General features: G+C 38.3%; 27 protein-coding genes and 3 pseudogenes. 5 read left to right on the forward strand and 25 right to left on the reverse strand.

Annotated features, from left to right (window positions below):
• Positions 1–51: 51 nt before the first annotated feature.
• Complete coding sequence (locus HCX62_RS10045; protein ID WP_008946571.1) at positions 52–909, reverse strand: GRP family sugar transporter; 858 nt, start codon at positions 907–909, stop codon at positions 52–54.
• A 113-nt stretch (positions 910–1022) separates the two neighbouring features.
• Between HCX62_RS10045 and HCX62_RS10050 the strand changes: the two genes are divergently transcribed.
• Positions 1023–1307 (forward strand): AbrB/MazE/SpoVT family DNA-binding domain-containing protein, encoded by a 285-nt coding sequence (locus tag HCX62_RS10050; RefSeq protein WP_003725491.1) that lies wholly within the window; start codon positions 1023–1025, stop codon positions 1305–1307.
• Between the two features lie 45 nt (positions 1308–1352).
• Here the strand turns inward: HCX62_RS10050 and rsmI are convergent, their stop codons facing one another.
• The 6 genes from rsmI to holB are packed head-to-tail and all read right to left on the reverse strand — an operon-like array spanning position 1353 to position 5531.
• Complete coding sequence (rsmI, locus tag HCX62_RS10055) at positions 1353–2234, reverse strand: 16S rRNA (cytidine(1402)-2'-O)-methyltransferase (RefSeq protein WP_185638936.1); 882 nt, start codon at positions 2232–2234, stop codon at positions 1353–1355.
• Positions 2231–2506, reverse strand: coding sequence for a GIY-YIG nuclease family protein (locus tag HCX62_RS10060; RefSeq protein WP_149043288.1), 276 nt, complete (start codon positions 2504–2506; stop codon positions 2231–2233). Before HCX62_RS10060 ends, rsmI begins: the two co-directional genes overlap by 4 nt.
• The gene (locus HCX62_RS10065; RefSeq protein ID WP_185638938.1) at positions 2490–3242 is read right to left on the reverse strand and encodes a tRNA1(Val) (adenine(37)-N6)-methyltransferase; all 753 of its coding nucleotides are present in this window, start codon (positions 3240–3242) and stop codon (positions 2490–2492) included. Before HCX62_RS10065 ends, HCX62_RS10060 begins: the two co-directional genes overlap by 17 nt.
• Before the next feature lie 57 nt (positions 3243–3299).
• Positions 3300–3689 (reverse strand): DNA replication initiation control protein YabA, encoded by a 390-nt coding sequence (yabA, locus tag HCX62_RS10070; RefSeq protein ID WP_070759419.1) that lies wholly within the window; start codon positions 3687–3689, stop codon positions 3300–3302.
• A 10-nt stretch (positions 3690–3699) separates the two neighbouring features.
• Positions 3700–4533, reverse strand: a complete 834-nt coding sequence (locus tag HCX62_RS10075) for a PSP1 domain-containing protein (protein WP_185638940.1) — start codon at positions 4531–4533, stop codon at positions 3700–3702.
• 5 nt (positions 4534–4538) lie between these two features.
• Positions 4539–5531: a DNA polymerase III subunit delta' gene (gene holB / locus HCX62_RS10080; RefSeq protein WP_185638941.1), complete on the reverse strand. Its 993-nt coding sequence runs from the start codon at positions 5529–5531 to the stop codon at positions 4539–4541.
• A gap of 217 nt (positions 5532–5748) precedes the next feature.
• Between holB and HCX62_RS10085 the strand changes: the two genes are divergently transcribed.
• Positions 5749–6585, forward strand: a complete 837-nt coding sequence (locus tag HCX62_RS10085) for an STAS domain-containing protein (protein WP_185638943.1) — start codon at positions 5749–5751, stop codon at positions 6583–6585.
• 141 nt (positions 6586–6726) lie between these two features.
• The gene (locus HCX62_RS10090; protein ID WP_185638945.1) at positions 6727–6981 is read left to right on the forward strand and encodes a hypothetical protein; all 255 of its coding nucleotides are present in this window, start codon (positions 6727–6729) and stop codon (positions 6979–6981) included.
• 40 nt (positions 6982–7021) lie between these two features.
• Here the strand turns inward: HCX62_RS10090 and HCX62_RS10095 are convergent, their stop codons facing one another.
• The 3 genes from HCX62_RS10095 to HCX62_RS10105 form a co-directional block, all read right to left on the reverse strand.
• Positions 7022–8791 (reverse strand): SpaA isopeptide-forming pilin-related protein, encoded by a 1770-nt coding sequence (locus tag HCX62_RS10095; RefSeq protein WP_185638947.1) that lies wholly within the window; start codon positions 8789–8791, stop codon positions 7022–7024.
• 286 nt (positions 8792–9077) lie between these two features.
• Positions 9078–9890, reverse strand: coding sequence for a sugar-phosphatase (gene yidA, locus HCX62_RS10100; RefSeq protein WP_185638949.1), 813 nt, complete (start codon positions 9888–9890; stop codon positions 9078–9080).
• A gap of 46 nt (positions 9891–9936) precedes the next feature.
• On the reverse strand, positions 9937–12276 hold the full coding sequence (locus HCX62_RS10105; protein ID WP_185638951.1) for an ATP-dependent DNA helicase: 2340 nt from the start codon (positions 12274–12276) through the stop codon (positions 9937–9939).
• Positions 12277–12559: 283 nt separating this feature from the next.
• On the opposite strand from HCX62_RS10105, the gene HCX62_RS10110 reads away from it, so the two are divergent.
• Positions 12560–13240 carry a Crp/Fnr family transcriptional regulator gene (locus HCX62_RS10110; RefSeq protein ID WP_185638953.1) on the forward strand — a complete coding sequence of 227 codons (681 nt, stop codon included), beginning with the start codon at positions 12560–12562 and terminating at the stop codon, positions 13238–13240.
• A 3-nt stretch (positions 13241–13243) separates the two neighbouring features.
• Here the strand turns inward: HCX62_RS10110 and HCX62_RS10115 are convergent, their stop codons facing one another.
• From HCX62_RS10115 to HCX62_RS10125, 3 genes are read right to left on the reverse strand one after another with little or no spacing between them, the layout of a single operon-like run.
• Positions 13244–14050, reverse strand: a complete 807-nt coding sequence (locus tag HCX62_RS10115) for a metal ABC transporter permease (RefSeq protein ID WP_185638955.1) — start codon at positions 14048–14050, stop codon at positions 13244–13246.
• Positions 13999–14703, reverse strand: coding sequence for a metal ABC transporter ATP-binding protein (locus HCX62_RS10120; protein WP_185530004.1), 705 nt, complete (start codon positions 14701–14703; stop codon positions 13999–14001). Before HCX62_RS10120 ends, HCX62_RS10115 begins: the two co-directional genes overlap by 52 nt.
• Before the next feature lie 12 nt (positions 14704–14715).
• Positions 14716–15660, reverse strand: coding sequence for a metal ABC transporter substrate-binding protein (locus HCX62_RS10125; protein WP_185638958.1), 945 nt, complete (start codon positions 15658–15660; stop codon positions 14716–14718).
• 222 nt (positions 15661–15882) lie between these two features.
• Here HCX62_RS10125 and HCX62_RS10130 point away from each other — a divergent pair, with 222 nt between their 5' ends.
• The gene (locus tag HCX62_RS10130) at positions 15883–17538 is read left to right on the forward strand and encodes a peptide ABC transporter substrate-binding protein (protein WP_185638960.1); all 1656 of its coding nucleotides are present in this window, start codon (positions 15883–15885) and stop codon (positions 17536–17538) included.
• A 62-nt stretch (positions 17539–17600) separates the two neighbouring features.
• Here HCX62_RS10130 and HCX62_RS10135 read toward each other — a convergent pair whose 3' ends face one another.
• The 12 genes and pseudogenes from HCX62_RS10135 to HCX62_RS10185 all read right to left on the reverse strand — a co-directional run bounded on the left by HCX62_RS10135 (position 17601) and on the right by HCX62_RS10185 (position 23438).
• Entirely contained in the window at positions 17601–18008 is a 408-nt protein-coding gene (locus HCX62_RS10135; RefSeq protein WP_185638961.1) for a contact-dependent growth inhibition system immunity protein, read from the reverse strand.
• A 119-nt stretch (positions 18009–18127) separates the two neighbouring features.
• Positions 18128–18493, reverse strand: a complete 366-nt coding sequence (locus tag HCX62_RS10140; protein WP_185638962.1) for a hypothetical protein — start codon at positions 18491–18493, stop codon at positions 18128–18130.
• A gap of 326 nt (positions 18494–18819) precedes the next feature.
• Positions 18820–19140: pseudogene (locus HCX62_RS14035) on the reverse strand (T7SS effector LXG polymorphic toxin); the annotation flags it as partial.
• Between the two features lie 95 nt (positions 19141–19235).
• Entirely contained in the window at positions 19236–19586 is a 351-nt protein-coding gene (locus HCX62_RS10150) for a dihydroorotate dehydrogenase (quinone) (RefSeq protein WP_185638963.1), read from the reverse strand.
• Positions 19586–20023, reverse strand: coding sequence for a hypothetical protein (locus HCX62_RS10155; RefSeq protein WP_185638964.1), 438 nt, complete (start codon positions 20021–20023; stop codon positions 19586–19588). The genes HCX62_RS10150 and HCX62_RS10155 overlap by 1 nt, the downstream gene beginning before the upstream one ends.
• 308 nt (positions 20024–20331) lie before the next feature.
• Positions 20332–20565 (reverse strand): Imm74 family immunity protein, encoded by a 234-nt coding sequence (locus HCX62_RS10160; protein WP_185639131.1) that lies wholly within the window; start codon positions 20563–20565, stop codon positions 20332–20334.
• A 1-nt stretch (position 20566) separates the two neighbouring features.
• Positions 20567–20806, reverse strand: a pseudogene (locus tag HCX62_RS10165) (hypothetical protein).
• A 165-nt stretch (positions 20807–20971) separates the two neighbouring features.
• Positions 20972–21343, reverse strand: coding sequence for a ribonuclease toxin immunity protein CdiI (gene cdiI, locus HCX62_RS10170; protein WP_185481362.1), 372 nt, complete (start codon positions 21341–21343; stop codon positions 20972–20974).
• Between the two features lie 17 nt (positions 21344–21360).
• Positions 21361–22179: a CdiA family toxin C-terminal domain-containing protein gene (locus HCX62_RS14115; RefSeq protein WP_376739999.1), complete on the reverse strand. Its 819-nt coding sequence runs from the start codon at positions 22177–22179 to the stop codon at positions 21361–21363.
• Positions 22156–22788, reverse strand: a pseudogene (locus HCX62_RS14120) (T7SS effector LXG polymorphic toxin); the annotation flags it as partial. The pseudogene HCX62_RS14120 and the gene HCX62_RS14115, both read right to left, overlap by 24 nt.
• Positions 22785–23153: a DNA double-strand break repair Rad50 ATPase gene (locus HCX62_RS10180; protein WP_185638966.1), complete on the reverse strand. Its 369-nt coding sequence runs from the start codon at positions 23151–23153 to the stop codon at positions 22785–22787. The gene HCX62_RS10180 and the pseudogene HCX62_RS14120, both read right to left, overlap by 4 nt.
• The gene (locus tag HCX62_RS10185) at positions 23154–23438 is read right to left on the reverse strand and encodes a DUF3130 domain-containing protein (protein ID WP_185638967.1); all 285 of its coding nucleotides are present in this window, start codon (positions 23436–23438) and stop codon (positions 23154–23156) included.
• Positions 23439–23512 lie beyond the last annotated feature (74 nt).

Here is a 23512-nt window from a genome sequence, read left to right on the forward strand (position 1 = left end):
TAGATTATTTTAAGTATATCATGGAGCATATATCAAATCGAAAGTTCCGTTTTAGCTTTTGGCTATCCCAATCATCGTTCCACCGATAATTACTAAAACTATTCCGATAATGACCAAAATCAGTTCTTTCTTCGTTTTCTTTTCTCCAAGGAACAGAATTCCACCAATTGTTGAGATTACTACACCCATTTGCGAGAGTGAAAAACCTGTAGCAATTCCGACTAATTTGTTGGAGAATAACAGGGCTAAGTTACCTGTTGCCCACATAACACCCGGAATCATATTCAACCACGTTTGCTTTGTAAACCGTTTTTCTTCGGACTTAATGGAGAACAGTAATCCTGCTACAACCATCCCGATCGCTTGTGGTAAAATTGCATCCCAGCCACTAATATCAAACCAACGAGTAATAACGACATAACCTACGTAACCAACCGATGAAATAAGTAAAGTGATAATTCCTTTTTTCATATTTTGACCGGAATTTTCGTCTTTATGTTGTTGATAACTTGTTAAAAATATCCCGATGATAATAAGTGCTAATGCGGAAAATCCTAAAACTAGTTTGGATGTTGTCCCCCATTCATGGAAGGCGAATACACCAAAAAGTGATGTACCCACTAACTGCATCCCAGTCGAAAGTGGCATTGTTTTCGAAACACCAACTTGCGTAAAGGCCCGGAACTGGTTCATTTGCCCTAAGCTCCAAAATGCCCCTGAGACAAAACTAGCAATAATTATCGTTGCGGTATATTCTGGATTTGTAAAAATAAAGACACCAATTGCAAAAGCTAGTGCTCCGAATGTCGTACCAATGATTTGTTGCCTCGGTTTACCACCGATTTTCGAAACAACTAACGGCATAATCCCCCACATCACTGCCGGAATTAATGCTATAACTATATTCATTTCTTATCCCCCTAATTCGTCTACTTATGCTCTATACCCTTTTCACTATGAAATCATTCCTATTCCCGTAATTATCTGTTAAAATAAATAAAAATTATCAAGAAGGTGAGAAAATGAAATCAACTGGAATGGTAAGAAAAATCGACGAACTTGGCCGCGTGGTTATCCCGATTGAAATAAGACGAACCATGAACCTAAATGTCAAAGATCCTTTAGAAATTTTTACAGATGAAGATGCGATTGTGTTAAAAAAATATTCTGCTGGTTTAGTTTGTGATGTGACTGGGGAGTTTTCTGTTGATAATAAAAAATTCGTGGATGGCAAATTGACGCTTAGTAAAGAAGGCGCCGCGGAATTAATGGAAGAAATCAAACGCCGATTTGGTGATACGTTATAAAAAAATCATGCGTGAAGTCCTTTTTCGAGGCTTCACGCATGATTTTTATTTTATTTCATGATAAGCAGAATACACTTCTCTTTTTGGTAAATTTCTCGCTTTCATAACGGTTTTAATCGCTTCTTTGGAACTAACATTTTCTTGTTCCATGACTGTGCTCACGTGGGTTTTAATATCGAGTTCCTGCCACCACAGTTGTTCTTCGGCAAGCGGTGGGTTGGCATTTCCTTCAATTATTAAGCAAAATTCCCCGCGCACTTCTTCATCGGTCGCCCAGTTCAGCGCGTCTTCTACCGTTCCACGTAAAAACTCTTCGAATCGTTTTGTAAGTTCGCGGCATAGGACAATTTTTCGGTCATTTCCAGTGATTTTGCTGATTGCTTTTAGCGTTTCTTTCAAACGATGTGGCGATTCATACAAAATCCATGTTTCTTCACGCGCTGCTAGTTTTTCAATCGCTTGGGTGCGCTCTTTATTTTGGCGCGGTAAAAATCCGTAAAAGTAAAATGGCTGCGGTGCCAAGCCTGATGCAATCAAAGCGGTTAAAGCGGCATTCGCTCCGGGTAATGGAATGACTGGAATATCGGCGTTTAACGCACTTTGGACAAGTTCGTAACCCGGGTCAGAAATAGAAGGCATCCCAGCATCACTAACTAACGCTACCACTTCCCCGTCTAGCATCCGCTGAATAATATTATCTTCTTTATTTTCTTTCGTAAACTGATGGTAACTCGTCATTCGGGTTGTAATTTCAAAATGATTTAAAAGTTTTACCGTGTTTCGCGTGTCTTCTGCTGCAATAATATCCGCTTCTTTCAGCATTCGGATTGCTCGGAAAGTCATATCTTCTAAATTCCCAATTGGCGTAGGAACTAGATATAATGCCCCCTGGCTGGCTCCGCTGAAACTTTTTTGGCTTTTTATCATTCGGATTCCTCCTCCCGTTGTTGTAGTAAATAGGCGTCTTTATTTTTACGCGATAATTTTTTGAAGGCAGCTTCTGCTTTTGTAGCTTCACTTCTCGTCTCAAATTTTTCAAAATGGATGACTTTTACTGGGCGGCGCGTTTTTGTATATTTGCACCTAATTCCCGCATTATGTTCCGATTCCCGGCGCACAACATCGGTCGTATAACCACCATAATATGAATTATCACTACATTTTAGCACATAAAAGAAATGCTCACTCGCTTTCGCCATATAAAATCTCCTTAATTACTGGTGTATACTCGCCCATTTCGTCATATACGATAACAGGTGAAACATATTTCACACCAGGTTTGCCGTCTTTGATTCCTTCTACAAGCACCGTGTTAGCTTCTCTATCAAGTCGCGGATACACGAATTGGATCCGTTTTGGTTCTAGGCGATATTTCCGCATTAAATCAATAATATCTAACAATCGTTCTGGCCGATGCACAAAATTGGCTTTTCCACCTTGTTTTAAAAGGCTGGCCGCAACACGAATGGTATCTTCTAGCGTACACATTACTTCATGACGAGCAATCCGAAAATGTTCATTGCTATTTTTCAAACTGGTTTCCGGCGTTGCGAAATATGGTGGATTGCAAGTGACAATATCTGCGCGCTCTTTTGGAATAAGGTCAGTGATTTTGTTTAAATCGTATTCGATCATCTCAATTTGCGCTTCTAATTGATTATAGGCAATGCTTCTTTTCGCCATATCTGCAAGTCGCGCTTGGATTTCAACGCCAACTATTTGCGCTTCTGTTCGCGTGCTGAGTAATAACGGAATAATCCCATTCCCGCTACACAAATCAATTATTTTCCCTTTTCGAATTGGTAGATAACTGAATTTCGCAAGGAGAACCGCATCTATCGAGAAAGAAAATACCGATGGACTTTGAATAATTCGCAAATTTTCTGCTAGTAAATAATCTAGTCTTTCGTCGCCTATTAATTTGAGTTTTTCCAAATGATTCACCTTTTCTAGCAAAAAGCCCTTCTCTGGAATGGAGAAAGGCCCGTCATGTTATTTTTTATTGAGCAAGGATAAGCAAAATAAACAATCTTCATCATTGCCACGCGGGCTGCCGAAATGTACATTGCAAACATGAAACCCTTCCTTGTAAAGTTGGACAAGATTGTCATAACCTTCCCCAAGTTCAATCATTTGCTGCATCGCTTCTTTTCGGTTAGGCGCCATTACACCATGCTCTGCCTCTGTTTCGGCTTTAGGTTCTGGTGCGGCTTCATCCGTCAAGGAAAGTCTGCGTCGCAAATGTTCGTTTTCAAGGTTTAATCGGTTATTTTCTTCCAACATTTCGCCTAAGTTTGTCTTTAGATCTCCAAGTTGCTGATACAATTCGCCAATTCGCTCCTCCATATTACTGACTGAGTCAAAAATAGCTTTTTTATCCAATTTTTTCACCTCAAGACTTTGCCGGTTGTTTTAGAAATTCGTTGAATGGGCGTAACTCGTCCAATTCGTATTCTATAACCGTCTCTTCTTCGGGCAAACTCACTTGTAAGATTCTAGAAAGCAAGTTGATTCCCGAAACACGTGCTTCTGCGCCTTCCGGAGTTTTTACTTTCACACCAACGTCAGGCATTTCACGTTTTGCTTGCTCATATTCATCATTCTCATATTTCAAACAACACATTAAGCGTCCACATAAGCCAGAAATTTTCGTCGGGTTAAGGGACAAGTTTTGGTCTTTAGCCATTTTGATGGAAACGGGTTCGAAATCGCCTAGGAAAGTGGAACAACAAAGCATACGACCACATGGGCCAATCCCACCAAGCAATTTCGCTTCGTCACGCACACCAATTTGGCGCAGTTCGATGCGAGTCCGGAAAACGGACGCTAAATCTTTCACGAGCTCCCGGAAATCGACGCGACCTTCTGCTGTAAAGTAGAAAATGATTTTATTACGGTCAAATGTATAATCGACATCAACCAAACTCATTTCAAGTTCGCGCTCACGGATTTTTTCGTCACATAATAAAAAGGCTTTCTGACAAGAATCGCCATTTTCAGCAACGCACTTATAATCCGCCTCGGTTGCAACACGGAGTACTTTTTTAAGTGGTAAAACAACATCTTCTTCGTCCACGTAGCGCGGCTCAATAACCGTTTTACCAAATTCAATTCCTTGTGCATTTTCAACAATAACACCTTGGTTTTCTGTGATTTCCAGTTCGCCAGGTGAGAAATAATATATTTTACCAACGTCTTTAAAACGGACGCCTACAATTTTAAGCATAGCGATTACCTCCCTTGGATTTCCAGAACTAACTGCTCCATTAGAAGTTGCGTGTTCATATTGGAATCCAGTTTTGATTTCGCAGCGAGAATCTTCTCGATTTCCCCTGTGGTTTCGGACAGTGATTTGCGCAGTGCATCTTGTCCAAGCATTTCTTTTTGCGCAGTACAAATTGGTTCGTAGTTCTCATCAAGCGTAAGGTGTAACCGGTCGCGGTACAGTAATAACAACAATTCGAGTCCAAGCGCCATCTTATCTTTCTCTTTAAAAAGTGGCATCCATGATTCTTGAATAATAATTAATGGGCTGGTCCCTTGATGGTGAATTCCCTCGTATAACTTGATAACAACATTTCTTGCCTCACCAAACCACTCACTCTCTTCAAAAGCCTTCACTTCTTCCACACTTCCAGTAATACTAGCATAAATCCGCGCTTTTTGTTCGGAAATGCCAGCTGCTGTAAGTGAAGCGAGTAGACTATCAAAAGTCAGTGATTTAAATGTGACTGGTTGTAATCTTGATTGAATCGTTGGCAAAATTTGCCCGGGATTTGTTGTTAAAAATAATAATAACAAACCGCCTTCTGGTTCTTCTATAAATTTCAGCAGGCTATTGGCTGATTGAACAGTCATTTTATCTGCATCGTAAATGATAACTACCTTTTGATCTGATTCCATCCCGCGTTTACTTAATTCTTGTTTTAGCGCGCGAACCTGATCAATCTTAATACTAGCTCCATCTGGCTCTAGCAAATGAACATCCGGATGATTATGACTCGCTATCCTCGTACAATTGGCACATTTTCCACATGCAAGCTCGGTTTCAGTGCTTTCTAAACAAAAAAGGCTCTGAGCTAACCAAAGTGCTGTGCGTTTCTTCCCTGTACCACTTGATCCTTCGAATAAATAGCCGTGAGATAATCGATTTTCGCGGACACTTTTTGAAAAAATCTTCATGACCACTGGTTGCATCACTGTAAGTTCATCCTGTAATCCCACAAAAAACTTCCTTTCTATCCATATTGTAATATTATACCATGACCAAGCTTAAATAGCTTCGGAATTTTAACAAAAAAATAACGATGATTTTGTTAACTAATATTACAATTTCAATAAATTAACTTTTTTTCCAAAATTTAAATGGACAGTACACCTTTTTGAGCATAGAATATAAGAAAAGTAGTTATTATACTTAGACTTGAAGGGGTTGTCTGGTATGAATGAATCGAACGGAAGTATGGAACTGTATTTAAGGGCTCATACCGAAGAAATTATTAACAATTGGTTATCAAAAATTTATGAAAATGAAAATACGTATACTAGCTTTGTTTACTCGCCACGTTACAAAGATGAACTACGTGCTGACAGTGAACAAACAGCTGATCTAATCATTTCTTATTTCACTGGTAAAAAAGCTTTCTTTGAAAAACTGGATAAATGGCTCGATAACATGTACGCACGCCGTATGGAAAATGAAGTACCACTACCTGAAGTTATTACTACCTTGGATAAACTACGCCGGGAATTTGTAGCTGCGGTTGGCGACTTTTGTATTCATAATGATGAAGTGTCTAAATGCGACTTTTCATCAAGCATGGCGATGGTTAACCACGGATTTGACCGAATCAACGAGGCCTTCTCGGCAATGTACTACAATGACATCGTTAAACATTTAGAACAACAACACCGCTTAATTGAAGAAATTAGCACACCAGTCATTTCAATTACTGACAAATTGGCGATACTTCCTTTAATGGGACGAGTGGACCGTGATAGAGCAGACAAATTATCCGAAATCACAGCAAACAAATGTGTCCAACTTGGCGTGGAACAGCTTTGTATCGATTTGTCGGGAATTACATCTTTTGACGATGCGCTTGGAGAAATGCTCAACAACTTGGTAACCGTGCTCAAACTTCTTGGCGTTGAGGCGTTCATTTCTGGCATCCAACCAAAAATGGCACAACAGATTAATCGTGTTGACTTAAACCTATCTATAACAGCATATCATTCGTTGAAGGCTGTTTTGCAAGATCAAACTAGAACAATATGAAAAAAACCGGAAGCACTGTAAAAGTGTGCTTCCGGTTTTTTGTTATTTTCAAAGCATAAAAATGCGATAAATCCATACTTGCACTATACTATTAAGAATTATACAATAAAAGAAAACTAGTGAATCAAACGGGAGGACACCATGCCAACTACGAAAAAAAATAAAGACATATTTGCTCTTGTTTTCTCAATCATCTCATTTGTTGTACCATTTGGATTAATTATCTCTATTCTAACTCTGCTCTATAGTAACCGTTCCATTCGAATAGAAGTTACATCTGTTAATAAAACAACCAAAGTGATTTCTATCATCAGCATCATATGCTCTGTTTTGATAACCATTTCTGCTATCGTTGGATTTATTACCTTTTTTACTTCAAAAAATAATTTAATGTAAAAAACCGGAAGCACTTTATTACAGTGCTTCCGGTTTTTTGTTATTTTCTTCTAAGGGCAATTAATCCGCCCGCTGAAATGGCTACGAGTAGTATTCCCCATCCATTAACAAGTGGTGTATCGCCGGTTTTTGGAAGTTTTATGGTTGTGCTTGGTTCGGTTGATTTTGGACTTTCTTTGCTAGGTTCTGGTTTGTTAGGTGTGACTGGTACTTCTGGTTTTGCTGGTGGTATAGTCGGTTCATTTGGTACTGGTGGCACTGGAATTGGTGGTGTTGGTGTCTCTGGCGTGTTTTCTTTTGTTACTTTTACTGGTTGGTCGGTCTCGCTAGCTACGATTTCGAAAATGACTGGACTAGTATCGATTTCATAACCAATTGGGGCGTTGGTTTCTACAAATTGGTAAGTTCCTGGTACTAAATCTGTTACTGTTAGGACGCCATTTCCATCCGTAGTTAAGCCGGTTTGTAATGTATTTCCGTCTTTATCTTGTAATTCGAATGTCGCTCCTGCTAGGGTTGCTTTTGTTGTGGCATCTAGTTTTGTTAGTTCTACAGAGCCGGTGTTGAGCGTGTTTTCTTTTGTCACGGTAATTGCTTTGTTATTTTCGCCAATAGTGAATTCTACTGGTGTCGAATTAAGTTTGTAGCCTAGCGGGGCTTTTGTTTCGATTAGTTGGTAGGTATCAAATTTCAGGTCTGCAATACTCAGTTGCCCGTTTGCATCCGTTGCAATGTTTTCTCGTAAAATAGTACCTTTTGAATCTACCAGTTTGAACTCTGCGCCTGTAAGAGTTGCCTTTGTTTTCGCATCTTCTTTCGTAAGTGTGACGGAACCAGTTGTGCCGTCCGCGTCACCGCCACCTCCTGATGCTGGCGTCCAAGTGGATGTTTGTTTCGTGATAAAATCGATTCCCATTAATTTAGCGGTATTATCGTACTGAGTGGACTTCCCGCCATCTGTCGCGGTTGTTGTATAAGAAATTTGCACGGAATCAGTTAGAGTTCCTAAAACTACTCTAAATCCATCGCTCGTTTCAGAAAAATTGGTGCTGGAAATCGGCGTGCCCGCTGTAAATACTCGGTCTGCTGAATAAGTTCCGTGAAACGCTTTGATAGAATCAAAATTTAATGTTTGTTTGGCGCCGATGGTATCCATGAAAACGGCACTTGGAACGTTCGCTTTGGCGTAGTTCACTCGAACAACCCAATGAATCAAACTTGGATTATTAGCGTCGACCCAACCGTATTTGAATAGCGTTTCTGTTGGGCTAACTGGTGTCTTCTCGCCAATTCCCACGTCTATTCCGGTTGTTCCATATTCAAGAGGAAACTCCAAATTAATCGTTTCATTTCCAGTAATAATTTTTTGATTAAAAGTGGTCCAGAAATCTAGGTCACCTTTAATATCGGAATGTTTTTCTACATAATCACTGAAAACGAGCGTTACTTGATTGGTTGCTCTTTTTACAGTGGCCGTCCCAACTACTTGTCCTTTATTATCTTTCACGTCAAAAGCGAGATCAGTTGCCAGAGCTAATTGACTTGGCAAAACGAAATCCATTGTGTCGCCTGCTTTTACGTCTGTCGAATTAGGAATAGACCATGTGTAATGTACATCCATGTTGTCGTAGTAGCCAAAATTGGTTTGTGGTACACCATCTTTATCTAAAAGTTCTACTGTGTTTAAAAATTGTGAGCCATAACTTGTTGCCGCTTTTACAATTGTCGTTTGGAAGATGGTACTAGCAACGATTAAAACACTTAGTAATGCTAACCCTACTTTTTTGAGAAAGTTTCCATTTTTACCCATTACAAATTCATCCTTTACTAATGAAGTTTTGTTATTATCAAACATCATATGACAATGGAGTAACTCCAATCTATATTGCTTTTAGGAAATATCGCGCGTAAATCTATATCTTTATGAACTTTCCGTGACAATTTGAAAAGATTAAGTGTTATTAAGTACTTAATTGAATAAAAAAGCCGAAACTTCCTATAAAGAAGTTTCGGCTTTTTACGGTAAATTTCAGGCTTTAATTAATCAGTATTTGCTGTGTCTTACAAAATTCTATTTTTACTACTGTTTTTTATTTCTAACGATTGAGAACGAGCATTTGAATTGCTTGAGCTACACCATCTTCATTATTAGTAGTTGTCGTATAGTTCGCGATTTCTTTAATATGCTCTGTCGCATTCCCCATCGCAACACCCATTCCAGCATATTCAATCATCGTCGCATCGTTTTCTTGGTCGCCAATACTCATAACTTCACTTTGATCCACACCCAATTTTTCAGCTAAGCTTGCAAGTGCCGACCCTTTATTGACACCTTTTTGCAAGAATTCTAAATTGTATGGGACGCTCCGAACCACGTAAAATTTTTGTTTGATTGTTTCTGGTAATTTTCGAATAACATCCGTGATTTTCTCAGGTGAGTCTAATAGCATTACTTTCGATACATGGATAGACTCTGGCGCTTCCTCCACTGGCAAATGATAGAGTGGCGTTTGTAATAATAATGAGTCCTGACAAGTGATTTCAGTGATTTTACGGCTTGGTACGTACATGTTTTTTCCATCAAAATAAGTGACATTTACATTTTCCGCATGACAAAATGCATAAATTTCTTCTAGCTCTGTTTTATTTAAGGTAATATCAGCTAAAGTTTTTTCGGAGGCTGTTTCTAAAACAACCGCACCGTTAAATGTAATCGCGTAGTCGCCGGCATCTAAAAGATCTAGTTCGATTAAGCTTTTTTTAATTCCCGCGAGCGGACGACCCGTACATAATACTACTTTTACCCCTTTATCTTTTGCTGCTTTAATAGACTCACGCACTGCTGGTGTGATTTCGTGCGCGTCATTTAATAACGTACCATCAATATCTATCGCAATAATTTTATACATAATTTCCTCCCCAAAAATGACTCATTACTTCTATTCTACTAAAAAATTAGCTGTTCTGCCAAAATCCATTCACTTCGCGAGAGATTTCTTGCGTGCTCTTCACCGTTTTTGCATGGTTCCAATGCGCTGGGAATAATGCTCTGTAGCGGTCGGCGGAAAAACGTTCTTCTATGAGTAACACAACTCCGCGGTCCGATTCTCCGCGAATAACGCGCCCAACAGCTTGAAGCACCTTATTCATCCCCGGAATTTGGTAGGCATAATCAAAGCCCCGCCCAATCGTCTTATTATAATAATCTTTAATTAAATCCGATTCATGATTCAATTGCGCAAGGCCCACGCCCACAATCGCCGCACCAATCAGCCGCTCACCACGAAGGTCAATCCCCTCAGAAAAAACGCCTCCTAAAACGCAAAACCCAACGAGTGTTTCTTCATTTCCAGCTTGAAACTCTCCCAAAAAATGCTCCCGCTGCTCTTCATCCATCGCAGTTTCTTGTTTCCGTACCCGGACATCTGGGTATTTTTCGTTAAATAAGTCGTATACATTTTGTAAATATAGGAAGGATGGGAAGAAAAATAAATAGTTTCCAGTTTTTCCAGAAGCTAGAGCATATAGAGCATCCACGACAGCCTCTAGACTTGTTTCGCGCATTTGATATTTTGTGCTTATATAATCGGCTACAAGTAAGTGCATATTTTTTTGCTTAAAAGGGGAAGCGAACATCATTCGGCTCGTATCTTTTTCTCCGCCAAGAACATTCGCATAGTAATCGATTGGTCGAAGTGTTGCTGAAAAGAGCACCGAGCTACTTCCGAGTTTGAGCTTTTCTGATAGTAGGAAAGCTGGGTCCAAGCATAGCTGTTTTATGTCTAAATCGCCACGGCAACTCGTAATTTGCGTAACATAGCGCTCATCGTAAAACTCTGCAATTGCCAGGTATCTCAGGCTTTCAAAGTAAAGTTCCAGCACATCTGCTTGTGATTCCGACTGAGTATTTTGCGGCAGCCATTCTTTCGCTACAAATGTGAATTTCAATACTGCATCGTTCCAATCAGCCAACTTCTCTTTTTCTACGTGAATCGTTTCGCCTAAATCTGTTAGCTTTTTATTGACCGCAATCATTTCTTTATTCATTGCATTTACCGAATTTAATAAGCGTTTGTTTAATTTTTTATCCAGGCCGCGTTTCACTTGCATTACCAGCGATTTTCGTAGCGTGGCTGAATACATCGAGCGTGCGCGGTCTACTAAATTATGCACTTCATCTACTAAAAATGTATATTTTCCCGGGCCTTCTGCAAAAAAACGCTTTAAATAGACGACCGGATCAAATAAATAATTATAATCGCAAACAATCACATCACAAAAAAGCGCCACATCGAGCGACAATTCAAACGGACAAAGCGTGTATTTTCGGGCATATCCCTCTACAACCGGCCGCGTAATCGCTTCTTCCGACTGCAGCATATCAAACAAAGCTTCATTCAAACGATCATAATAACCACGCGCAAATTGGCAATGATCCGGCTCGCATTTCCGCTCGTCTAAAAAGCAAATCTTGTCTTTCGCTGTAATTGTCACACTTCTGGCAGCTAGACCTTTGCGGCGCATTTCATCAAGTGCATCTTCGGCAACTTGTCGTGTAATCGTTTTTGCCGTGAAGTAGAATAATTTATCGGTTTTCCCTTCGCCCATTGCCTTAACTCCCGGGAATAAAGTCGACATCGTTTTGCCAATGCCAGTTGGAGCTTCACAAAACAAACTCTCTTCCGAAGATACAGTCCGATATACCGCAATCGCAAGCTCTCTTTGCCCATTTCTATAGCTATCATATGGAAAAGTTAATTCTTGAATCGTTTTATTTCGCTTCATTTCCCACGCCGCCGCTGCTTTTGCCCAAATCGCGTATTTTGAAAGTAAATCGTCTACAAAAGTACTCATTTCTTCGCGGCTCATGACACGTTGAAATTGTTTTACTTCTTTATCAGTTACTTGATAATACGTTAATTGTAGCGTAACTTCTGCCAAATCCGACTTTTCGGCGAGCATAAATCCGTAACAAATCAGTTGCGCCCAGTGAAGCGGCCGGAAATCTTCGGTAATTTCTTCCATTGGCGTTTCGGTTGTTTTAATTTCATCTATCATTTGTTCGTTAATAATGCCATCTGCGCGGCCATCGAGTGAAAAGGCAACCCCATCCACTACTCGGTCAATGTTCAACCGGACTTCTGCAACGTATTCTTCTCCCGCTTCTTTTTGGAGTAATTGATGAATTTTTGTTCCTTCTAAGGCGCGGTCTGAACTAGTCATTCGGCTATCAATACTACCGCTTCTCTGAACAAACTCGACTAACCGCCTCACTGAAATCTGCACTTTTTTCATCAATAAACCTCCTTTACAATCCAGTTGAATTATAACACAGAACCTATGTTCGTAACAATTTAATAAAAAATACTATTTTTGGACTTTTATAGCAAAACCAGCTAACCTCTTCATTACCGCAACCAAATCACACTTTTTCTTAAAAATAGACTTTATTTGATTTAAAAACTTCACATATTAGAAACATTTATCCGTAAAATACTACTAAACTGCATACAACGCACTTTCTGCATTCTGATACAATTATGTTTACAAAAGACTTGAACAAGATTGGAGAAACGTCATGCAAAAGACTTTATATAATTACCAAGAATTCATTCGTCTGTCCCATGAAGGAAAAATAGCTTATGAAAAAGTTGAAGTACCAAAAAACGCCAGCTTATTAACAGAAAAAGCTGACGTTGATAATTACATTTACCTTGTAGTCGATGGGTATATCGCTTTGCTTTTGAATGATGGTAAAGAGCACTCGAAAATTTACTCTATTCAAGGCAAAGGAACATTTTTAAATTATTTCACTTTACTGGATCAAAGTAATAATCGTTTTAATTTTAAAACACTTTCTAAATGCTCGCTTTATAAGTATTCTAAAATCGATATGGAGTATTTTCTTTCCATGTTTCCTGAGAATTTTGGGTTTCAATTTTTCATTATGAAAAACCAGACTGCTCACGTTTACTTTAAAAGTTTAATGGCGAGTAGTCCGGCTTCCGAAAAACTTAAGATCACCTTTTCAAATATGGCTCTGCTTCATGGTTCAACTGTAGATAATCACACTGTTGTGCTACCTCAAGAGATTAAAACAAGCCATCTACTTTCTTATAGTAATCTTTCGAAAAGCTGTTTTTATAAAGATTTACAAGCACTAAAGCTAACGAACCAGATTGAAAAGAAAGAGAAAAACTGGATTATCCATAATGAAGAACTCTGTACGGCGATACTAAATGGTGAAACTTCTATCTGACAATTACTTACGAACCACTTTTAAAATAAGTGTCGAAATAACGAAAAGAACAATAAACATTAAGGTAATTGTTGCGCCTGGTGGGGTTCCTAGTTGGTAAGAGGATACAAGGCCTGAAAACATCCCAACTAAACCAATTAGAATGGCACTTATAACACACATCAGGAATCCCTTTGAAATGCGCATGCCGATTGCTGCTGGAAGTATGATTAGTGCGGAGACAAGTAAAGCGCCCGCAATTGGCATAATGACCGCAATCGTAATCCCAGTCACTACACTGAATAACAGCGAAATCAAACGCACCGGAACTCCCTCTGCAACCGCAACATCTTCACTGAAAGTAAGCACAAACATAAACCGTTTAAACACGAGAAATAGTACTACGATAGCTACTCCCAAAATGACTAATAGCTGCACTTGCGCCTTACTTATTGTCACAATCGAGCCAAATAAGTATTGTTGCACACTCGTTGTCATTCCGCCTTGATCTAGACTCATCAGAACAAGCGCGACAGCAAGTCCCCCAGCCATTAATATCGCAATCGATAACTCCGAATAAGTTGCATAAACCCCTCGTAAATACTCAATTCCAAGCGCCGCAATCACAACTACAATCAGCGTCGTGATACTTGGATTCACATTTAAAATCAACCCAAAAGCAACGCCCGCAAGCGATACATGCGACAACGTGTCAGCCATAAGTGACTGTCTGCGTATAATTAAGAAAACGCCTAAAAGAGGTGCAATAATAGCGATAATCATTGATGCTTGGAAGGCTCTTTGCATAAATCCATAGAGAAACATTTCCATGACACATCCTCCTTTCTAATAAGGCGAATATGCTTATCAACATAATCTTCCATTTCTTCACTATCATGTGTTACCATCAAAATCGCTTTATTATGGACTTGCGCTTCATGCTTCAATAAATCATAAAAGCGAATTTTACTATTTTTATCCATCGCAGTTTGCGGTTCATCCAAAATCAAGATATCCGGGTCAGTTGCGAACATTCGCGCCAAACAAATCCGCTGCTTTTGACCGCCAGATAGCTCGCCGATACGTTTATGACGGAAATCCCACATTTCTACCGATTTCAGTGCTTTTTCGACATGCGCATGATCTTTTGCAGTCAGTCGTTTGAACCATTTACCATTTGGAAAGCGCCCGGATCTCACTAATTCTAGAACCGTACTTGGAAAACCAGCATTAAATGATGCAATTTGCTGCGGTACATAACCTGTTAAAAGTCGCCCGCCATCTGCGTTCTTTTTCGCAAAAGTAACTGAACCTTTATCCGGATGCAAAATTCCCAAAATAATACGGAGCAGTGTTGATTTAGCTGCTCCGTTTTCTCCTGTTAGTATGATGAATTCTCCCGCACTCACTTGAAATGAAATGTTTTCAAGCACTGGCTCGGATTCATATTTAAAACCAATATTGGCTATATCGATATATTTCATTTGATCGCTTCCTTATTTAATTGTTTTTTGCAAAGCTTGTAAATTTTGTTCCATATAAGCAATGTAATCCATGCCTTTTTTCTGCTCTTTATCGGTAATTCCTTCGATTGGACTTAGTACTTCTAGTTTTGCGCCAGTTTCGTTAGCGAGGGTTTCTGCTACTTTTGGTGACGCTACTTCTTCAAAATAAATGGTACTGATGTTGTTTTCTTTCACGTATTTTTGCAGTTCGGCTAATCGCGCTGGACTCGGCTCTTGATCGGGTGAAAGACCGGCAATTGCGACTTGATGTAAGTTATATTCTTTTGCTAAATATTGGAATGCTGCGTGTTGAGTTACGAAATCGCGTTGTTTTGCGCCTTCAAAAGCTGTTTTAAACTTATTGTCGAGTGATTTTAATTTGTCGGTATAGTTTTCTGCGTTCTTTTTGTATGTATCTGCATTTGTTTTATCTGCTTTTGCTAGACCGTTCTGGATGTTAGCCACTTCCTGCTCGGCTAGGACTGGGCTTAACCATACGTGTGGATCATGCTCGTGATGGTGGCCTTCTTCGTGGTCATGATCGTGGTCTTCCTCTTCTTCCGTACCTTCCACGAGCTCAATTCCCTTACTAGCATCAATCACGGTTAATTTTTTCGAGTCTAGGCTTTTAAGTACGCTCGGCACCCAAGTTTCCATGTCTTCACTGTTATACACGAACACATCCGCCGCCTCGATTTTGGCAATATCTTTCGCACTCGGCTCGTAATCATGCGGTTCTGTTCCGGCGTCAATCAGCATTTCAATCGAAGCATTATCTCCAGCCACATTTTTGGTAAAATCATACATTGGATAAAAGGTAGTAACGACCTTAAGTTTATCCTTATCCCCACTTACTTTATCGCTACCAGCACCGCAACCCGCCAAAACTAAAACGAACGCCAACACTGTTACAACTAAAAACGACCATTTCTTCATACTATCTCTCCTTTTTCGTAATGATTACGATTTAAATTCTAAATCTGCGCTATGTAAAATTTGACTACGTATCGTAAAACGTAACCATTCTTATTTGCAAGAAATATCTTATCATGGGATTTTTTTTGCGTCAAGCTGTTTTTTGCAGAAACCATTAATTTGACTTATCTTATCGGAATACTTATAATAACGATAAATACACAGATAGAAGGGGAGAAAATCATGCATTTTTTAAAGAAAACATTGCCTATTTTTGCCATTTTGACAGTACTTTTACTCACAGCATGCGGAAATGACAATGATAAATCTGCCGCAAAAACTTCCCCGGACAAAATTAAATTTCTTGAAACCAGTGAATTACTGACTTTAAATACGACAGCTGAGGAAGACTTTGCTAGCTTCACCGCACAAAACCAAGTCTTCGAGGGACTATACACACTTGATCAAAAAGATAACTTTGTTCCTGGGGTTGCTGATGGAATGCCAGAAATCAGCGCTGACCAAACGAAATATACCATTAAATTAAAGAAAAACGCGAAATGGTCCGATGGTTCCCAAGTAACCGCCGATGATTTCGTCTATGCGTGGCGCCGTGCCGTTGATCCAAAAACCGCACCGGGCTACTCCGCACTTTTCAAAGATTCGATTAAAAACGCCACTGAAATTAATGAAGGCAAATTACCTGTAACTGATCTTGGTGTCGTTGCAACTGACCCAACAACGCTAGAAATCACACTTAAAAAACCAGTTCCATACTTCATTTCACTCCTTTCTTTTGAAACATTTTTCCCGCAAAAAGAAAGTTATGTGAAAAAACAAGGCGATAAATATGGTACAGATAGTGCGCATACTTTATACAATGGCCCTTTTGTTATGAAGGATTGGGGCGGCAACATTACGAATAAATGGACTTACGCGAAAAACGACCAATATTGGGACAAAGATAATGTCAAAGTAAATGAAATTGACGTGCAAGTCGCGAAAGATATTAACGCCGGCGTGAACCTTTATAATACGAACGGTGCTGACCGCGCGCCACTTTCAGGCGATTTTGCTAAACAATATAAAGATAAAAAAGATTTCCTAACCGAAAAAGATGCGCTCATCAGTTATTTGCGCATGAACCAAAAACGTGACGGTAAAACGACTCCACTTGCGAACAATTCATTGCGTCACGCGCTTAATTTAGCCGTAGATAAACAGCAATTAACTGACCGCATTCTCGGCGATGGTTCCTTCCCAGCGAACGGACTTCTTCCAAAAGATTTCGTCCAAAACCCAACAACGGGCGCTGATTTCCGCACAGATAGCGGCGACCATTTAGTTTATAACAAAGAAGAAGCTTTAAAATATTGGAAACAAGCACAAAAAGAACTTGGAACCGACAAAGTAACGATTGAACTGCTTGGCGATGATCAAGAAACGACGAAAACCATTTTCGCTTATTTGAAAGCGCAGTTTGAAGATAATTTGCCAGGAGTTACGATTAAAGTGAAAAATATGCCTTCGAAGAGCGCGACACAGCTAACTTCTGATGGTAATTATGACTTGTCGCTAGCTGCTTGGATGCCTGACTTTAAGGATCCGTGGACATATAGCAGTTTATTCTTATCCGATTACTATAATAACCATATGAGCTACAACAGTCCCGCTTATGATAAGCTTGTTAAATCAACAGATACAACACTTGCGACGAAGCCAGAAGAACGTTGGAATGCGTTTGTAGCTTCTGAGAAAGTTCTGCTTGATGACGACGCGGCGATTTTACCACTTTATCAACATCAAACAGCGGTGTTGCAACGTACGGATATTACCGGGGTGCAGAAACATGCTTTTGGTTCGCCTTATAGTTATAAGTTTATTCGGGTGGAGAAATAGAGGACTGATTAGCAGTTTGGAAAAACCCAGCAATTATGTAATTGCTGGGTTTTTGTTTCTTTTCATAATTTAGCTACTTTATCTTTAAACTTCGCATATCTAAATAGGAATTCCTCTTTTTCAGTTTCAAAATCCCACAAGATTTCGTTAATTTGATTATCCATATAAGGTATTAATTTTTGCAACTCCTCTTTGTAAGCTACCAATTTATCGGCTGAGATTCCTGCTAGCTGTTCTAAAAATTGTCCATCCCACATTTCTCCAGCTAATGGGTTTATTTTAATAAATTCAATCGCTTTTTCTATAGCTAAATCCTCTAGTTCTTGTTGCAAAAGCATCGTATAGACATCATTTTCAGTAATTTCGCCTCTAGTTTTATTCAACAATGATTTTAGCCACTTATTGTATTTTTCATTATCAATAGAAAAAGAGTCATCTATATGATAGATATCCTTTATTTTTTGATCCAATTTTGTATACCTCCATAATCATCAGTAAAGAATATGCCACTCAAAATATTAGACACTAGCACTTCTGCGATAATCTCGAGCTAAGAGGGGTGCATTATACGTGTTCATTGATTCTAAGTCTAAAACTCCTCATATCTCAGGACATCTTTTATATTCCTCAGTAAAAAAGTAAAGTCTTCAAGCGAACATTCTATTCGAGTAAGCTCTTTATCCAATCCATTTTCTTCGCTAACTGCGTCAATTATTAAGACTTTACGATTAGAACTAGAAATCAAATATTGATTTCCTTCTATAAATAAACCTGAATAAATTCCACCATCATACAGAATATCTTGAAATTTACCCATTTTCTCTTGATTGTTACTTTTTACAAAATCAATGGTTTCTTCTATATTGTCTGAATCTATTTCAGATAATAGAAAATCTTTAATTTTACTAACTTGTTGTTTGTTGTATTTAGACATAATACTATCTATATTATTCATATTAATCTCCACCTTCTTCATGGTGCAGGAACTGGATATACAGTCCACACATTATTTAATTCATCATATACAATTTTAATATGTGACTCGCCTTTTGTTCCAACATTTTTTTCCGTATCTATTATTGCAGAATAAGATTTTTGCCTTTGACTTCCTAGGCCATTATCTTCAATTTTTTTGACTTTACCATTTTTCAATGCATCTTGTACTATCAAATTAGCCTCTTCTGAGGTTTCTGCATCAAACTTTCTTGCACGCTTTGCCGTAGAATTACGTAAATGCTTGTCTTTAACTACAAAATCTTTAATATTAACACTCTGCAGAAAATCAATTCTATTGACATTCCTTCTTCTATCCAACCACTTCTTAGGGATCTTAATCTTCTTCCCTTTATACCCACCACCAGCGTAGTAAAAGATAACGCCACTTGTGATACTAAATCCTTGCGCCTTACTTATCTCTTGCCCAGTAACTGGATCTATTCCTTCTCTCACTGATTGAACAACTGCCTGTAACAACTCAGCTTCTTCCTGCGCTTCATTGCTTTCATGCGGCATTTTCCCGCCGAGCACGGCAGCATTATACGCGTTCGTTGCTTCTACATCTACTATACCATTTTTCATTAACACCCACATTTGACCACGGTATGGAGAATGATTGGAATGAGTTAACTTTAAATGTCAAAAAATATTGAATAAAACAAAGGGCACCTTTATATATTCTAAAGGTGCCCTTTGTTTTATTAAGAATACTCTATAAAAATTTCGCTATCTAAGTTATCTTTTAATAACTTAATTAGTTTCATCATAATCTCTTGTGTAACATTATCCAATACTTTTATATCGATTGTTCCAAATTGTTCCAAGGCTTTTTTGTTGTCTGGAATCACCCAAGGGCTTTCATCATACCAGCCTTCATATAAATGATAATAATATGCTAAAGAAACCCATCTACCATCAACTGGACTAAATTCATTCATAATATTGTTAAAGTAGCCTTCCCACATTTCTATACCTGTTTTCTCACCATTTATATAAGTATAAAAGTCAATTTCTGGATATCCTTCGAAACCTGTATAATAATTTTTCAACATCAGGTTAATTCCGCTTTAATTGCAATTAATTCTGTATCCTTCACATAAAAAGTAAGGTTTTCAGAAATAATTTCTTTATTGTATTTATACATATTACTGAAATATAGTATAAAATAATCACCATGGTTAAAAATTCTTACTTTTGGAATAAAAGTTTTGTTCTCAACAATATCAGTATCAATCATCGGAAATCCATTTTGTACTACAGTATTTTTTTCTTCCCATAAGGTGATTAAATTATCTGTTTGTGCGGGGAAAATGCACTCTATCTCCCCGATTACCCCTTCATCATTCAACCACACCATAACGTTACTTCCTAATCTGTAGGTGTAGAAATTGTCATTCATTTTTTCAGTTACAATATCAAAATTTTTAATTTCATCTATAAAAGAAACTTCACTTTTTATTGTTTGTGGTAATATTTTTTTTATTTTCAAAATTATACTCCTTTTATATGGAATATGAGCATCTAAAACTTTCCGCTCGAAATAAACCCGAAACACTGGATTTCTAGGTTCTCCCTTATTCGTATGATAAATTTGTTGTATTGCTAGAAAATACAACGTAGAATACCATTTTCTGTTGCCCTGTGACTTGTTTTGAACGTCTTTTCCTTTGCCCGAGGAACTCACGAAATAGCTAGTACCTTGACTTGTCCCTCAAGCCTTTTCATCATAACATGCCCACCGTTTGCATTGATATTTGAATTTGTTCTTTCAAACCTACTCCACTTCTCGCATTTCTTTTATTCAAATGAAATTTGTACTGTATTTTCATTTGTGCTCTGTTTTATCTGTTGTATAATTTCTTGTACTTCAGATTCAGAAAGCTTTTTATTTTCATAAGGAGGTTCCCAATTCTTCATAGAATCTTTAAATACAACAAATTTACCTCCAACTAACATTTCTCCACCTGCTTTCACTACATATCCATTCTCTAAATCCAATTTCACATGTGAACTACTACCTGTAATTTTTATTTCATTTACTTCCTTCCAAAAAAATTTTTTCAAGTCCTGTTTTAGGAACAATCGTTGTTATTTTCGTTAAGTTAGGATTATTTTTTAATCTAGGTTACTCAGCATTTTCCAAAATAATTCCTTTTCTCAAAGTTGAACCAACTACTGCACGAACTTCACCAGAAACTTGTTCTGCATAAGAACCAGAAGCCAAATCCCATGCTTTCATTGACTCAGGATTATTAAAATCCCAGTCTGGCATTTCAATTCTTTCCTTCCAATGACTTTTATCTGAAATTTTTATTTGTTCTGGAGTAGCATTTCCTGAGACACACTGGTTTTTGAGACAGAGAAACTTATTTTCCAACTATGTAATTAAGATAAAACAGGCACCTGTTTTATCTTAAACTATTTATAATTCACGAATCTATATTGAAAATGATTCTTGATATTTTTTTAACTCATTATCTAGGAGTAATTTTTTTTCGGGGTAGGATTCTACATACCTGTTACATATAATATTCAAATAATAATAAAATTGTTTATAGTCAATCACTATTTCACTTCCAGAGTATAATCCAAACTCTACTCCGTCAAATCCTTCCCCCTGAGCAATATCATATTCATCTAAGTCTCCCGGAAAAAGACATGTACCCGATTCCACTCCAAATCCCTCTCCTTTTGAAACGGAATTTATTATTGAAATAAATTCTTCATCAGAAATTTCATCAAAAACTACTTTTACAGGATATTGTTTTTCATTAATTAACTCACTATTTTTGATTCTTTCATGAAACATATTATTTTCCCTCCTACTCAATCAGGATAAAATGAAGTAATTTTACCATCTTCATAGTACCCTCTCCATGTTTTACCTGTATTATCTTTACCAGTCCATTCTCTTGGTAAACTCCCGTCGTCTGGATTAGAAGTAGCATTATTAGCTGCTTCTAATCCCCTGTTTATATACTCTTCATCAGATATCACTTTAGGATTATATATTGTTTTTTTATAAATCGTTTTTTTATACCGTCCTGTAGGATTTCCTTTGACATCTAATTCTGGTATACGATACTCTACAACAGATACTCCAGGAATGTCCGTTGGTGTTTGTTTTACAATTTCTACGTCATTTTTGAAAAATTCTTCACTATTATGAGCACCACCAATGCCCCTTTTTCGCGGGACATTCGGATCTGTATTTCTTATATGGTCCTCCAATTCTGGAGTTTTTTCTATTTTTTTAACCCCACTAGCTTTCTTCCTTCTATTTAACCAAGCTTTAGGAAGCTTGAACTTCTTCCCTTTATAACCCCCAACAGTATAACGAAAAATAAGACCGCTTATAATACCAAACCCTTGCGATTTACTTATCTCTTGTCCAGTAACCGGGTCTCTTCCTTTTTTCACCGATTGAATAACCGCCTGCAACAACTCGGCTTCTTCCTGTGCTTCATTGCTTTCATGCGGCATTTCCCCACCAAATACGGCGGCATTATACGCATTCGTAGCTTCTATGTCTACTATACCATTTTTCATTAACACCCACATTTGACCACGGTACGTTTTTTGGTATTCGTCAAAATTGAATGTTTTTGCGTTATCGTTTAATGCTTTTTCTAGGACGTTTTGCATCCGGGTTACGGTGGTGAAATTCAGCTTGCTCATATCATAGGTGCCCGTTTTACTATTAAATTGAATATTCGACTGGAGTTCGCGTATAGTTTGCTGAATTCCTCGGACTAAATCTGTTAAATTATCAAAAAAACCGCCATGACTTTGTTCAAATGCCAAGTATTTTTCTAAGATATTTTCCTGTTTGTAGGCGATACTCAGCTGGGAACGATAGCTCTGCATTTGCCCTTCCGTTCCGGTATTCATTCGCTGGGCTAATGCTTCTTTTTTCGCTTCAATACGATCAATCATCTTCCCGAGTTCATATAAGCCATCCGCATCAATTCTTGCATCAGCCGAACCGTCCACTTGGGCGTGAAAATCAGCTATATATTGCGCTAATCGTTCTTCACTTTCGTTCATGGCTTCGATTATCGCGTCACATAATGGAAAATAGGTCATTTGGTAATAATTTTTCGATGCGTCAACCGCTTTTCCTTTTAAACTGCCGTCTTCGGTATAGTTTTTCACAGCATTTTTGATGTCTTGAATGTTTTTTCTTCCTGTTTCATTGGCTGTATGTAGTTGGTGCGCAAAGGCTTGTATTTCTCCGATGTCAATTCGGCTCACTGTAACAACTCCTTTTGTAAATCTTGTTGTTGATTTTCTAATTGGTAGATGTTTTTTCGGCAAGCGGTGATTTTTTGTTGGCATTCCTCTTCATTTGCTTGGATTTTTTTATGCCACTTCTGTTTTTCTTCTTCCTGTAAATCTGCCAAATAGTAGCCGAAACTTCTCGATTCTGCGCCTTGCCAGACTTCGCGCAAAAATTCGAGCGACTCCCGTTCTTCTTGGTTAACACGCGCAACATCTTCCGCTAACCACTCTTGTTCATTTTGTTGTCGTTGTAAATCTTGCAAAAAATCTTCGGCCACGGATTGTTCTTTTTTCAGCAGTTGCAATTGCGCCTCCGCTTGCTGGCTCTTTGCATCCATTTATTTACCCCCCAATCCCATGCTCCGTTCAAGCTCTTGGTCTTTGCGAGTAAATGATGCACCCAATTCTTTCAATCTTTTGGCATCTGTTCCTACCACACCTTGAAAATTGTCCACCGCGTCTACCAAATCAAACAATGCAGTTCGAAAGTGATTGATGGAATTGGCTCGACTATAGGCCATATTGCCACCTTTCATCGGTAAATATTCAGCTGATTTCCCTTTAGATTCTAGCTTTGTCGCGTGTTTTTTCAATGTTGTTTCTTTAACTTTTATTTCACTCATTTCTGCACCTCATCTCTGTCTATAATAATGAAACCTTATCCTTTAATTATAGCACCGGGCGCGCTCTCCTTTTG

This window comes from Listeria swaminathanii (assembly GCF_014229645.1).
GTDB lineage: Bacteria > Bacillota > Bacilli > Lactobacillales > Listeriaceae > Listeria > Listeria swaminathanii.

Bases quoted from the DNA above. Each gene is read 5' to 3' on its own strand.
- HCX62_RS10045 (WP_008946571.1), bottom strand. From the start codon at position 909: ATGAATATAGTTATAGCATTAATTCCGGCAGTGATGTGGGGGATTATG.
- HCX62_RS10050 (WP_003725491.1), top strand. From the start codon at position 1,023: ATGAAATCAACTGGAATGGTAAGAAAAATCGACGAACTTGGCCGCGTG.
- rsmI (WP_185638936.1), bottom strand. From the start codon at position 2,234: ATGATAAAAAGCCAAAAAAGTTTCAGCGGAGCCAGCCAGGGGGCATTA.
- HCX62_RS10060 (WP_149043288.1), bottom strand. From the start codon at position 2,506: ATGGCGAAAGCGAGTGAGCATTTCTTTTATGTGCTAAAATGTAGTGAT.
- HCX62_RS10075 (WP_185638940.1), bottom strand. From the start codon at position 4,533: ATGCTTAAAATTGTAGGCGTCCGTTTTAAAGACGTTGGTAAAATATAT.
- HCX62_RS10085 (WP_185638943.1), top strand. From the start codon at position 5,749: ATGAATGAATCGAACGGAAGTATGGAACTGTATTTAAGGGCTCATACC.
- HCX62_RS10090 (WP_185638945.1), top strand. From the start codon at position 6,727: ATGCCAACTACGAAAAAAAATAAAGACATATTTGCTCTTGTTTTCTCA.
- HCX62_RS10095 (WP_185638947.1), bottom strand. From the start codon at position 8,791: ATGGGTAAAAATGGAAACTTTCTCAAAAAAGTAGGGTTAGCATTACTA.
- yidA (WP_185638949.1), bottom strand. From the start codon at position 9,890: ATGTATAAAATTATTGCGATAGATATTGATGGTACGTTATTAAATGAC.
- HCX62_RS10105 (WP_185638951.1), bottom strand. From the start codon at position 12,276: ATGAAAAAAGTGCAGATTTCAGTGAGGCGGTTAGTCGAGTTTGTTCAG.
- HCX62_RS10110 (WP_185638953.1), top strand. From the start codon at position 12,560: ATGCAAAAGACTTTATATAATTACCAAGAATTCATTCGTCTGTCCCAT.
- HCX62_RS10115 (WP_185638955.1), bottom strand. From the start codon at position 14,050: ATGGAAATGTTTCTCTATGGATTTATGCAAAGAGCCTTCCAAGCATCA.
- HCX62_RS10120 (WP_185530004.1), bottom strand. From the start codon at position 14,703: ATGAAATATATCGATATAGCCAATATTGGTTTTAAATATGAATCCGAG.
- HCX62_RS10125 (WP_185638958.1), bottom strand. From the start codon at position 15,660: ATGAAGAAATGGTCGTTTTTAGTTGTAACAGTGTTGGCGTTCGTTTTA.
- HCX62_RS10130 (WP_185638960.1), top strand. From the start codon at position 15,883: ATGCATTTTTTAAAGAAAACATTGCCTATTTTTGCCATTTTGACAGTA.
- HCX62_RS10140 (WP_185638962.1), bottom strand. From the start codon at position 18,493: ATGAATAATATAGATAGTATTATGTCTAAATACAACAAACAACAAGTT.
- HCX62_RS10150 (WP_185638963.1), bottom strand. From the start codon at position 19,586: ATGTTGAAAAATTATTATACAGGTTTCGAAGGATATCCAGAAATTGAC.
- cdiI (WP_185481362.1), bottom strand. From the start codon at position 21,343: ATGTTTCATGAAAGAATCAAAAATAGTGAGTTAATTAATGAAAAACAA.
- HCX62_RS14115 (WP_376739999.1), bottom strand. From the start codon at position 22,179: ATGCAAAACGTCCTAGAAAAAGCATTAAACGATAACGCAAAAACATTC.
- HCX62_RS10180 (WP_185638966.1), bottom strand. From the start codon at position 23,153: ATGGATGCAAAGAGCCAGCAAGCGGAGGCGCAATTGCAACTGCTGAAA.
- HCX62_RS10185 (WP_185638967.1), bottom strand. From the start codon at position 23,438: ATGAGTGAAATAAAAGTTAAAGAAACAACATTGAAAAAACACGCGACA.